4 protein-coding genes and 1 riboswitch are annotated in these 14629 nt (G+C 36.6%); all 4 genes read right to left on the bottom strand.

The annotated features are described in order from the left end of the window. Positions 1-304: 304 nt before the first annotated feature. Entirely contained in the window at positions 305-1354 is a 1050-nt protein-coding gene (locus J2R98_RS09140; protein WP_307068249.1) for a YncE family protein, read from the bottom strand. A gap of 853 nt (positions 1355-2207) precedes the next feature. Then, positions 2208-3086, bottom strand: coding sequence for a hypothetical protein (locus tag J2R98_RS09135; RefSeq protein ID WP_307068247.1), 879 nt, complete (start codon positions 3084-3086; stop codon positions 2208-2210). A 261-nt stretch (positions 3087-3347) separates the two neighbouring features. After that, positions 3348-11942: an alpha/beta fold hydrolase gene (locus tag J2R98_RS09130; RefSeq protein WP_307068246.1), complete on the bottom strand. Its 8595-nt coding sequence runs from the start codon at positions 11940-11942 to the stop codon at positions 3348-3350. A gap of 74 nt (positions 11943-12016) precedes the next feature. Then, positions 12017-12104: riboswitch (cyclic di-GMP riboswitch) on the bottom strand. Between the two features lie 190 nt (positions 12105-12294). Continuing rightward, a complete protein-coding gene (locus J2R98_RS09125; RefSeq protein WP_307068244.1) occupies positions 12295-14457 on the bottom strand; it encodes an ATP-dependent helicase in 2163 nt (720 codons plus the stop codon). Positions 14458-14629: the final 172 nt, after the last annotated feature.

The following is a 14629-nucleotide window of genomic DNA, read 5'->3' as shown; positions in this document are numbered from 1 at the left end:
AAGCTATAAATAACAATACTTTATTTGACCTACGTCTAAAACCTAAAATAAGTAAAATTGTGCAAAGGAACTGATACCCACACTAAAGTATCTAACAAGATGTCAATGAAGGTTGGAACAGGTAATTGATAATTAAATCTGACTAATAACCTAAGGGTCAAGAAGGGTAATACACCAAATAAAATTGAAAGCAAAATGATCTTATTGTGTTTCACAAAAAGCATGAAACCAATCCAAGCTTATTATATTATAGATAGGTTACAAGGATTAAACCTCGGCAGACCTTTTGAAGTTATACCATTTTCTATTTCGGTAAATAAATTAGCCCTCTATAAGACATTAAATCAGGCACTATATTTGTTAAGTCATGAGTATTCGTATGTTGTAAATGTTTATTAAACATTAATAAATATCTCTGCATATTATCGCGATTGAAGACAAGAACATATATGTCATCTTGATTAGCTAGTAAATCTAATGCATTTTCTCCTTCTGATAGATTTGTAACTTGATAATCATCATGTTTAATATCATACAATCCTACATAATCGATATTATTATTTAACTTGTTTTTCAGGAGATAAACGTGATTTTGATGTACTGTGATTGTTTTCAACCGTGCTTCATCCACTCTATCGATACGCTTTAGAATATACATTTGGTCGTCTACTCTAGCTAGTGTATACGTATCATATTGCTCCATCGCTACAAGTAATCCATGATTTTCAGAATACGCAAGATCAGACACAATGATATTATCCATTTGAATTTGTTCTTCGAACGCCATCTTTTCTAGATCCATTTTATAAATAGTTGTATCAATTATATCTCGATCATCTGGATTGAACTTCCCACATGCTATATAAGCGATCTCGTCTTTTCCCGTTATATTCAAATGATGACAGCGTTCTTCTAAATGCAATGTGTCAATAAAGTTATTGGTTTCTAGATTATATATTCCCACTTTATCTTGAGAGCTCGGTATGGTTAAGATTAAATCACCGTATGAATAAAAGTGGTCTCCTGGAGCGAAATCAAACTCTCTCGAAATCCTGTATATAGAATCTTCACCCTGCTCATTAACCTCGATAAAACCAATGAAGTGAGCATCACCATGAAACTTTGCATCTAAACCGTAATTACTAATAAGGGAACGTCTTTCATGGTTAATTTGAGAACTTGTTGGATACCCTCTTGTCTCTATAAAAAACTCTCGTTCAAACGACTCAATATTAAGACCTAGTATTAACGTAGATCCCCCGATTATTAAAGAGTTGAGGTTTATGCCCTCTTTGTGTTTAAATTCACTATTATCATCTGTTTTATTGGTGATAGGCAAATTTATTGTTATCAAAAATAAGGCAATCACTACCAAGATTATTATCACGGGTTTATTAATAGTAAGCCCTCCTTACTTTAGAAATTATTTACACCAATTCTTTTTGCTCAACATCATTTGTTACACTTATTTCTCGATGAATTTCAGCTCATGTACTAGAGGTGCTTGGGTACGTATCCTTTTAGAGGAATCCTCCGATCGTCGCATCATAAAACCTCGACTGCATGTTAATAGGACCTGCACCTTGTAATAACTCAATTCGACAAGTCTCGAGCGAATTCCTCCACCATGATTTTTTCAGTGGGAACAAAGAACCTCCACAAAAAGAAACCTTGAAAGGCATTATAGCCAATCAAGGTCAATAAATATTTATTTCACCAAAAACCCCAAGAGGCTATGGAAACTATAATAAATATATTAAATAAAGCAAGTAATGTACCAAGAGCTAAAAATATCCAGTGGGAATTATTTTTATAACCTAGTAAAAGTAAGACAATCTGTATAATAATCGATCCAAAAAATATAGAGTTAATTACGTAGGCATAGGGATCACTTACTTCAAATTTAATCGCGACTAAACTTTTTATAATGATATAAGGTAATGTACCTACTAGTATAGAAATTAATACATAACGACTCTCTTTCAGTATTGCTAACACCAGCATCTTCCCTCTCCAAATTCTATTAATTAAACGAGTTAACATGCTCGACAGAAATCTCTATTATTTATATCAAAGCTTGGTGGACTTAAAATCTGATTAATTCTATCATTTACATAATTAGGATTATGCAACTAAGTCTATTTTCCAGATTTGCTATATTACCATCGAAAAATTTTTTATATCTTTCACCTGATCTTAATAGGTAATTATTGAACTACATCATAAACAAGAATTTCATTTTCTGCTGATTGAACAAAAATTTGTCTAGCTTCTTCTGCCCAATACACATTATTAAATAATGGACGTGGTATTTCCATAGATATAATGCTGCTCCCTTCACTCACATTATGAACCTCTAATAAACTTCGATCACCCATAAAGCCAGATAGGTATAGTTGACGTTCAACAATCACAAAACTATCATCATCCAACCACTTCCACAAGTAGGGGTCAGCTTCTGAATGAGAAGACTCATAAAGCCTTTTTTCAATTGGATCTAAATTATGAACAACAGGGCCATTAGAATACCCCCCTACTTTGGTACGGCCCGGACTAACTGTCATAATTTGATTGAAATCACCAACTTCATAAAAATTCTCCTTCTCTAAATCAAAGTAAAGCAGAGTATTATTATCCTTCATATAAACGTAATTATCGACTTGCTCGTACCAGGGATTTGGTGAATTCCAATCTGAGGAGATTGTTATGTCTAAATTATTCACACTTCTGTTATTACGCATTTTGAATAAGGAAAACCCTGCCCCCTCTTGATAACTAGCTATAAGTAAAGGAAAGCCACTTTCATCCCATGAAACTATTGATTTAGGTTTCTGGTACTCAGGGAATCTAATGCGTTCGTTTATCTCACCTGAATCAAGACTGAAAACAAGCAACTCATTTCTATCAACAACAGTAATAATATCCTCATTAGGACTTATCTGTGTAGATCCTCCTCCCACACCCTGGAGTTCATCTATCTTATTATTTTTCAAATCATACGTGTACAAAGCTTCAGAACTTCGGTAAAGAAAACGGTTGTTATCCTGAAACCATATGACTTCACCTACGAAATTATGTGAAGCCACCTCAAACTCTCCTACTTGTTCATTACTAGATGTTTTCCTAACTAATATGTTGTATAATCCATTCTGTTTTTGTTCAGAAGTTACAAAATATTCACCATTAAAGGAGGGTTGAAGGAGATGCTCCCCATCTTTTGAAGAATACTGAAACTTAAGTACCTCCTTACCTTGGTCCTGATTTATAAGCCAGGCTATATAACCAATAAAGAGTGTAGTTATCAAAATCATTATAATTACTTTATAATTAATTGTGCACCCTCCTTGTTATTCCCATAAACTATCTAAAATAAAATCAATAGTTTGATTATGATTTACTGATATACTGTGTTTGTTACCAATACCTTCATACTCTACTACACTGTAATCAAATTGATTAGAAGGCAATACTTCACTTAATCCTAATTGGCTATCTTTACTTACTATTCCATCAGAATTTATAATTATATCTTGACATCGAGATATAAATTTAATATCCATACAATATTCATGGGTTTGTATCGTCGCAACAGAAAAAACACTAGTATCAGTTGGAAAATTATCGCCCACTCTTTGAATGACATCTGAATTTGGCTTTAGATCTTCAATTCCAGGGGTTCCGTAATCAGTAGGGTCTACCATTGCCCCATAAGCAATAACGTTTCCTTTAATAGGTGTATTTATAGTAATTAGGTTATCTATATTAGTGTTAGTATTCTGTGTATATTCTATCGATGTTAATCCACCCATACTATGCCCAACTAACGAAATAGAATCAGCATTGTACTCTGAAAGAACAATATCTACTGCAGACTCTAGAGCAGACTCTTGCGTTGATACACTCTCTGAATCAGGGCTAAACTCTAATGAAATCAAGGGGCTACCTACACCTTCCTCAGGTGAATCATAAGTAAGTGCCATATCATCATTAATATTTCTTGCATAAATTGTTCCAGCATCGTACCCGACACCTTCATCCTCAAACCTCTGTATTACAGAACCCCTACCTTCATGGTTGTTTGACCAAACATTTGAACTCCCAGTCCATCCATGAATAAATAATACAGGCTCAGTATAAGTTTCTGAATTTACCGATGTTGAAAAATAGTCTTTAAAATATTTATTTATATTCGACCTATTAACGAGATAACCAAGATTTGCCCTTTGCCGTTTGACATTATAGATGAATTGTTGAACAATATTTTGGTAGTCAATAGCCTCGTGTTGGAGGAATTCCTCAGTCAAAGCGTCTGTGTTTGATTCAATTGCAAAGGATACAACCTCCACATCATCAGGTAACCAGCCATAGCTTAATAGTTCTTCTAAATTTTCCTCCATCAATTCCTCAGCTGTTATGGTACTTGTGAGTTCTGTTCGACTAATCTGGTCAAATACTTCAGGGAACTCAGATCCTATATATTCGCCTGTACCTTCTTCATCAAATCGGCCTACAAGAATAGCTGTATAGAACCATTGGTCATAAACAACCTCATCCCAATTAATGACTTTTTCAGTTCTCTTTACTTCTTCATGATAGTTTTCCGTCCAAGTTGTAGACGTATGACTTTCAAATTCATAACGCCATTGCTCCATATAACCATTATTCTCAACCTGATCATTGAAGTTCCTTTTGTTTAAGACTTCTTCCGGCACTCTTCCTGTCGGATCCCAGTAGTTCATAGGGTCGTTCATCACGTACGCATAACGGTTTTGGGATAGCGGGTTGTCTAATGTGCCGGGATACGTATCCTCTTGGAGGAAGCGTCCGATCTTCGCATCATAGAATCTGGCCTGCATATCGATAAGACCTGCATCTTGGTCGTAGTGATGGCCCGTATAACTATTCGTATTGTACGGTGCAGTTAATCCGGTCACAACACCACCAAATGCATCGTAACGATAGCGTTCAATGATGTCACCGTGGCGGTCTGTGAGTTCGCTGACTGATGACATGCCATCGTATTGGTGATACAGCATTCCGCCTGTTGTCTTTAAGCTTGGGTCATGTCCTGGGATGCTTCTTCCATGATACCCAAACATTTTCTGTGAGACAACTCGATTATTAGGTCCTGTGTAATATTCCGCATAAGGTGAGCCGGATGGGCTATACTCCTTATGAACGACGTGTGATGTACCTTCATAGAAGTAATGGCTTTCGACGACTTCTTTCTTCTGTTTACCTTCTCCACGTTTATGAAGTCCCCAAGCGTTGCCTCGCCCTGGATGTTCGTCAAAGTTAGGGCCTTTACCTTGTCCAGGGTGACCATCAAAGTTCGGTCCATTTCCTTGACCTGGATGATTCGTAAATGGATCGTGACCTTGATTTGGTGCAGGTAAAGTATCGTTATGCGTTGGCTCTAGTGAACGCCACATGCCACTTTCTCGCGTTACTTTACGATCTAACGCATCATAGCCGTAACTGACATAGCTTTCATCGTCGAACATAACTGCACGTAGACGATTAGCGGCATCATACGTGTAATCTCTCTCCTCATCAGGTCCTTCCTCACGAATCATATTACCATTATCATCATATTCAAAGTTGTATTCGCCTGCTTGCGTTAATTGGTTATTGTCATTATACTCATACTCTGTTAATTCACCGTCAACTTCTTCTGTTATCCTGTTTCCAACAGAATCATAAGTATAGCTGACATGCTCTGCAGGTGCTCTATGGTAATTTGGCTCATTAAATGTCTCGACTGTTTCTTCTTCTGTTGCTTCTACTAATTGAATAGTAAATAAATTAAAGAACCAATTGAACACATCTTGAACAGTGTTTCCAATTCCTTTGAAGAAGTTCGATATAGCTTGAACCGATCGACTAAATACACCTTGTGATTCTTCATCTTCTGACGCTAACTCATCAGCTTGATTTTGTGGTTCGCTTTGGTCTTGTTCTTCTGATTGGTCATTCGTTTGTTCATTAGATGGTTCATCAATCTCATAAAAGTCATTTATAAATGAGCTAAATTCATTAGTATGAAAATCATCTAAAGGTGTGCTAAAGAAGTTCACCTGTTCGTCTTCAGTTTGAACTACTGTGTCACCATTAGTGTCAGCTTCGCTTGAAGAGTAGTCGTCTTCATTGTTAGTTAAATCTACTCGAGATTCTGACGATGAACTTACTTCTTCATCGGATTCTGACTGCACTGATTCATCATTATATAAATCTGTCTCTCTCTCAGTTGACTGATTATCATCTGATTGTTGTTCATCCTCATCTTCTTCATTTCGGTTATGCTTTCTTTGCTCAGGAAAATAAGGTTCTGTTGTTAAGTTCTTTAACTTCTCAACAGGGTAATGAACATCCGTCAGACGGTTTAACTCATCGTACTCATATGATGTAACTGCACCGTCTTCCTCTATTTGTTTCGTTCTTTTACCAGCATCATCATACTCATAAGTAAATGATGAAATAACAGCATCTTCCATTAAATTCTCAACAGTTTCTAGATAACCATCTTCTGTATAGCTTTGGTTAATCGTATTCCCGTTTGCTAAGTTTTGCTGTTCTAAACGTCCAAGAGCATCGTATTCAAATGTATTTCTATGCTCATCTGGATCCGTCATACTTGTCATTAAGTTTCTTGAATCATATTCATAACTAATCGTACGATCTTCACTGTTAGTCATTTCAAGCACATTACCAACAGCATCATATGTGAAGTCTAGTGTCTTCTCCACTGTTTCATTTTGTTGATGAGTTATACGCCCTAATTCGTCATATTCAAAAATATCTTCTGAATCAGGTGAACTCATTGCAGTTAACCTTCCAGCATAATCATACTCGTAATTTTGTTTATCGCCGTCTAAATCAATTTGTTCAACTTGTCCTCTTTCCGTATACGAATATTCAATCTCTTGGTCATTACGGTTAACTTCTTTAGATAATTGACCCACTTCATCATACTCATACTCATGAGCATTGCCTAATCCATCTATTTCTTTAGTGACACGATGGTTTAAGTCGTACTCCCATTGACGAGTGTTCTCATTGGCATCAATTTGCTCAATTAAATTACCAGTCTCATCATAGTTGTACTGTGTCACGCCATCTAAAGCATCAGTGACTTCAACTAATTGATTCATGTCATTGTATTGAAAATCAGTTGTATGACCTAGTGGATCTGTTTCACTAACAAGGTTACCGACTGGGTCATATTCATATTCCCATTCAGAACCACTTGGCACCTGCTCTTGTACGAGTCGTGATAATGCATCATATTCATACGTTGTTGTTTCACCTAAAGCATTAGCCTCTTCAACTAAATTACCAACTGCATCATAATCAAAGACTAATTCATACCCTTCAGGATCAATATGTCTTTCTAACTGGTTGTTAGCATTGTATACATATTGTTGTTCATGATCTAGTGGGTCTGTTTCTTTGATTAAGTTTCCATTTTCATCATAAGTGTAAGAATATGTCCCTTCTAATGGGTCTTCAATACTTGTCACCCAACCTTGTGGGTTATATTCATACTCCCAAGTAGCGCCATCCTCATCAGTCTGTTCTGTCATGTTTCCTAATAAATCGTAATCAAATGTTGTAACATAGTTTAGTTCATCGATTTCTTTAACGACATTGCCGACTGAATCATACTCCATTTTTCGCTCGTGACCTAATGGGTTCGTCACAGTTGTCATACGACTTAATTCATCATATGCGTATTGCCATTTACCCCCTTCAGGACCTTCTTCACTTAAAACATTACCGAGTTCATCGTAAGTAAATTGAGTTTCTCCTTCTCGTGCATCGACAATCGATTGAATTCGGTTATTTTCATCGTATTGATATGATGTTACATGGCCTAACGAATCGATTTCTTCTACTAAATTACCAACAGCATCATACTTAAACTCACTCTCGTTACCGTTTGCATCGATGAAAGCTGTTAAGTTATTTAAGGCGTCATAATTATATTTGTATTCGTTTCCTAATGGGTCAACTTCTTGTACCATTCGCCCATTGGCATCATAATCAAAAGATGTCGTATAACCACGTGCATCCGTCACCTCATCAACATGACCTAACACATCATATTTAATTGTTTCAGTGTTACCCATTGGATCTGTAACGGTGTTTATGCCGTTCTCATCATCATACTCTAAAGTAGTTGTATAACCTCTGAAGTCTGTTTCACTAGTCGTACGTCCTAATGGGTCATAACTATATAAGGCCTCATTTCCTAGAACATCTTCATAGCGCGTGATATTACCAAGTTCATCGTATTCAAATGACTCTACTTCTCCATTCGGGTCCTTCACCTCAACAATTCGGTTTAATGCATCATATTCATACTCAGTCGTAGCTCCATTTGGACTCTCAACTACATTAGGTCGACCTAAAGTATCGTAATCATACTTTGTTTCATGACCTAATGGGTCTGTTATGACTTCTAAAAGACCTGTATCCGAGTAATCGTAATTCGTTTCATTGCCTGCTGGGTCAATTACCTTCTCAACTAGGTTAAGATTATTGTACTCCCAGCTACGCTCATTACCTTCAGGGTCCTTCTCATATGTTAAACGTCCAGCAGCATCATAAGCATACTGAGTACGTTCTCCATTAGCATCGACCTCTTCTACTAAGCGACCAAGCTCATCATACTTAAAGGACCATTCACCATTATTTGGATCGACAATTTGACTCACTTGTCCACTATGGTGATAGTCATATTTCGTCACATGACCTAATGGATCTGTCTCTTGCTTAATGCGACCTACACCATCATATTGTCGAGTCGTTTCATGACCTTTAGCATCAACAATTGACGATTCTCTTCCCATCGCGTCATAACCAAAAGAAGTAATAGCCCCTCGAGCATCTTCAATTTCAGCTAATTGTCCATACTCGTTATAACTATAATCTGTCGTTAAACCTAATTCGTTTGTTACTGTATCCATTCGACCTAACTGATCATACGTATAAACAGTCGTGTTCCCTGCTAGATCTGTCTCCTCTTCAAGTTGATCTAAATTATTATATGACCATGTCGCTGATTCACCTAGTTCATTAGTTCTTTCAACTAAACGACCTCGTTCATCATATTCAAACGTTGTCTCATAGCCTTTAGGATCAACAATCGATGTTAACTGGTTATCTTCATCATATTGATAAAGTGTCTCTTGATCATCTGGAGCACGGTAAATGACTTCATTTGTTTCTTCATCATAACTCCATTGATGTGTAAGCGCTGCCTCATCAGTAAAATCTGTTAATCTATTAAATGAATCATATTCGAACTCTACTGACCTATTATCAGTCCCTATTCGTTCTTCAATACGATTTAAATCATCATAGTGGTAGACTGTTGTTTCACCTTTAGGGTTAAGCTCTTCGATTAACCTACCTGCATCATCATAATCATACTCAAACACATCTCCTAATGGGTCGGTTAACTTAACCATTCTTCCTTGATGATCATACTGATACGAAGTTGTTTCATCTTCACCGTTAGTTTTCGATGTTAGTAGCCCAACTTCATCGTAACCATATCGCTCAATTGAGCCATCAGCTAAAGTTTTCTTAACTAGTCTTTGATTATTATCATATTCGTAAGTGGTAGTCGTACCATTTGGGTGTTTAACTACTTCTAACTCACCTAAATGGTTGTAAATATAATCTGTTACATTACCATCGTGGTCAGTCCACGTGTCTTGTCTACCTGCATCATCATAAGTCCATTCATTGACCCTTCCAATTGGGTCAATTGCCTCAGTTCGATTTCCTTCATTGTCATAATCAAAGGACATCGTACGACCATGTTGATCTTTGACTTCTTTTAAGTTGCCTCGGTTATCATAATCATAATAAAATTCCTTCTCAGTTGTGCCTGACTTAATGATAGCTTCTGTCACACCAAAAGGACCATAATCATAATCAGCTGTCTCATTTGGCCTTTCAACTTTCGTCACTCTCCCTAAATCATCTCTTTCAAATGACGTGACTTCATCATTCGGATTAGTAACAGTCTTAACATTACCTAAATTGTCGTAGGTGTAAGCTGTTTTACCCGATGAATCAGTAATGTATTCAACTTGACCCTTGCCGTTATAAGAAAATGTTGTCTCACGATCAATGGGGTCTGAAATGTGTTCAATTTTACCGTCATTATCATATACATAAGACGTTTTGACACCGTCACCTTCATCTCTCGTTAAAAGGTTGCCTCGATCGTCATACGTATACTTAATTGTTTGACCATTAGGCAAGTGCTCTTCTTCTAACCTTCCAAAGTCATCATATACATACGTCTCAACTTCTTCATAAGGATCAATGACTTTTTCAACCAAGCCTTGATCGTTATAAACCATTTCAGTGACATTGCCATCACCATCTTTAATGTGCGTTAGCTGACCTTGATCATCGTAATCGAACTCAACTTCAACACCTGTCGCATCTATTCTTCTTTCTAAATTACCATCATCGTCATACTCAAAGATTGTTTCTCCACCTAATGGGTCAACGATTCTTTCTGGTTGTTGCCATACATCATGGTATTCGTAAACCGTTGTTCCTCCAGCTAGATTTGTTTCTTCTTCTCTATTTCCATCATCATCATACTTATATTCAATAGTTCCTTGATTACTTTTAATCTGTGTTAAATTACCATCTTCATATTGATATTCTGTTACTTCGTCTAATGGATTTATGACTTTTGTGACATTTTCTTCGTTATGTTCATAAATCCATGTATTGTTATCAGCATCTACTACAGTCGTTTGATTACCACTATAGCTAATTTGGTAAACGACCTCACCGTACATGCTTACAGTCGATACTTTACCATCTGAGTTGTATGATAAATCGATTGTTCGGCCATCTTCTGTAATCGAGCTAATTTGATTGTTAGAGTTATAAGAATAATAAATAGCAGTTCCGTCTGCTCGATTAACTTCATCCAACCTTTGTTCGCTATCGTAGCCAAAATCTACAACTCTACCAAAAGGGTCTTCAATTGATTTCAAAGTACTACCTTGCCACTCAAAAGAAATGACCCTACCGGTTGTATCTGTAATTTCATCAATATTACCATTACTATCATAGCTGTAGTTAAATGTATTACCATAACGGTCTTCATAACGCGTCATTTTCCCTGCAGCAGGGTCTTGGTCCTCGCGCCAAGGTGCATAATAACCGTTGTAAGTAATGTTTGAGTCATCAGGATTTGTTACAACGTATTCTGTTTGACTAATACGTTCTAACGAAGATTCTGATTCAGACTCTTCAAAATAACCTTTATGTAATTCATAGTTGATTAATTCGTCACCATCATAACTTGTTACGTATGCATCTTCATCTTCTTCAACAAAGTCATATGAATGAACACTGCCATCAATTCGTGTCTCTGCCATATCATATTCTGCGAAAATTTGAAGTTGTGATTCTATGTTAGCAGTCCATCCATAACCTAAATGTCCAGTATCTTCAGCAGCATCATGATAGGTACGCTCGAACATGTAATCAAGACCAATACCAGGAAGCTGTAAATCTGTAGATGATTGCTTTACAGTACCTGTGACCAAATCAACAGGGTTTTCATTTTCTGGTGTTGATACATTTTCATTTGCATTAGAACTGTCTCTTTGGTTTGGTGCAACTAATGGCTCCATATTACCTTGAGCCGCTGGTGGTAGTGAAGGCTGTGAGTGTTGTGAAACTCTTGGAGCAGGAATTGGATCCTGTTCTGTCTCCGGTGCGAAATCCATAATCGAGTTAGGATTCATTAAATCCGGAGAGACATCACCTTCTTCTCCTTGAACAATTTGATTACCGCCAGTAGTTAGTGGCGATACAGGGAAACTGCTAAATACTAATAAAATAATTAATAAAACAATTAGAACTTTTTTAGCAGTCCCTTTTACCTTCTTAAACACAAAAAACCATCCTCTCAAACATAATAAAAGCACCCCAAATCAAACAGACTTGGAGTGCATACTTAACTATTGCTAAGTGCAACCCAGCCATCGTAGCAACCTCTTGCCTTTAGACCTGTGGTTTTGCGTCCTCATTTTTCAATGAGTTTGCCCATAAAAGCTTATTTTCTTGGATATTTTTTCTTATGGTGGTCGAAACAACCCAAATGTTATAAGACTAAAAACCTAAAGTCAACAGTTGTTGTGATAATTTTTGATAAATTACAACAATTCAGTCTAAAAGTATTAGGTATTTAGTTCTAGTTTGAATATAAATAAAAAAGCCACTAACATAGTCAGTGACTTTATATATTTATACTCTTTGGTCTAATACTTCTATCAACCCGAACTCTACACAAGTTTTTAAAGCTAACTCTTTTATGTCACCTTCAAACTGAACCATAATGTAATCACTCATGTGATCAACAACCTCACCCTCACCAAACACACGGTGCTTGACTTTCAAACCAACTGAAATCTCTTCCTCTGATTGAATAGCGTTAGGGTTATGCTGTTTTTTCTTCACTTCAGGCTTTTGCTTCTTTTTAGATGGATTGACTATACGATCAACATCAAAGTAAAACTTAGATGGTTGAACTTTAGCATTGAATTTCTTCCCATAGGTTAATAACTCTAACCTTGTCTCAGCCCTAGTCATCCCAACATAAAAAAGGCGTACAGCTTCCTCCATTGGTTCTTTGTCACTTTCTTTGTAAGCTTCAATATCTGACCGGGCAGGAATGACACCTTGAATCAAATCGACCATGAATACAGCAGGAAACTCAAGTCCCTTTGCACTATGAAATGTCGATAAAGTAACCGCATTTTGGTGTTTATTAAACTTTGATTGTTTCATTAACGTCTCCAAATGCTGAAGTCGTTTCGCAAAACTAACCATATCGTCTACTTTTTCAGCAATGACTTCGAGTAAGTTTAACGTTTCCAATAGCCCCTCTTCATTAAACCCTAAACGTTTACACATATCTTTAATGACTCTTTCATAGCCAAGTTCTTTACGTATTTGACGAATGACTTCTTTAGACGAATGCTCATGCATTTTTTGATAAATCGACTGATAATATTTGAATTTCTTTACTTGAAAGTCCTTTAACTGACCATAAGAAATTAATAAATCAAAAACGGACCGATCTTTAGGTCCTCTTCTCGCTTGATCAACTTGATACTTCGATAGATAGCCGTGAAACTTAGAAAAGACTTTTTCAAAAATATCCATTCGAGTCGGGTCATACGCTAAACGCATAAAGTTTAATATATCTTGTACAACCCAGTGATTGAAGAAACGATGATCTGAATCTTTCATATAAAAAGGGATCCCCGCTTCATTTAATGCATCAGCAAGAACAATTGATGAGCTATTATTACGGTACAACAGAGCAATATTTTGATAACCTTTGGCCTTTTTTAACTCCTCTATGACGTACTCAATTTGCTCATGATCTGAATGAAACGACTTTAACTGGACTTGCTCATGGGTTGAGTTTTCTGTAAACATGTTTTTGTCATAACGGTTTTTATTCTGTTTAATAAACCGGTTCGCTGTTTGTACAATTTCTTGAGATGAACGGTAATTTTGTTCCATCTTTAATATTTGTGCATTTGGATATACTTTCTGAAAATCTAATAAGTACTTTGGCTCAGCTGCACGCCACGTATAAATCGACTGGTCATCGTCAGCTACGACACACAAGTTTTGATGGTTGCTAACTAACTTTTCGATAATTGAGTGTTGTACCATCGACGTATCTTGACTTTCATCAGTTAGGACATAGTCAAATTGGTTTTGATACTTTGATAGAAGTTCATAGTCATTTTCGAAAGCTTCATGAGCGATCGTTAACATATCATCATAGTCGACTAACAAATGAAAAGAAGTCTGTTGTTTGAACGATTCGTATTGTCTTAAAATTTCATACGCATTCGTCACATCACATTCAACCTCTTGCCATTGTTCTTCAGGTAATAACTTATTTTTCACTAGACTAATATAAGTTGACAACTCCTCTAATTGATCATCTGTAATAGACTCTTCATTTAGCTGAGCGTATAAATCACGAAGCACCATTCGCTTATGGTACTGCGGTCTATCCACTTCTCCTTCAATTAATTCATAAGTAACGCGTTGTTTACGCAAATACTCACGCACAACTTGAAATGCCAAACTATGAATGGTTGAAAAATCCACTGAATCTAAGTTCGGAAAAAAGGCTTGGTATCGCTCTTTCATATCAGCTGCTGATGCGCGGCTAAAGGTTACAGCTTTAATCCTTGTTGGGTCGACTCCCTTTTCTTCGATTAAATAACCGATGCGCATAATGATTGTCGTTGTTTTACCAGATCCAGGTGAAGCTAACAGAAGTAAAGGCCCTTCTGTTGTCAGAACGGCCTTTTGTTGAACGTCATTCAACGCGATCCCAAGTTCATGCTGTTTTCTATGTAAAAATGGATGTAAACTCATGATAGAACCCCTTCTCATACAACTCTTCTATTATTCTAGCATGATTATGATGGTGAGCGCTGATAAATTATAGCTCACGGCTAGGCCCCCTTAAACTGGACACAAAACAATTCACCTAGCTGTGACTCAAAATTGCTCAATTTTTTATCATTTCCCTCCATATTATAGTGGT

The organism is Alkalibacillus filiformis (assembly GCF_030814115.1).
In the GTDB taxonomy this organism is placed as follows: Bacteria; Bacillota; Bacilli; order Bacillales; family Alkalibacillaceae; genus Alkalibacillus; species Alkalibacillus filiformis.
The sequence above is the reverse complement of the archived record's forward strand: the minus strand, read 5'-3'. Positions and strand labels throughout refer to the sequence as shown.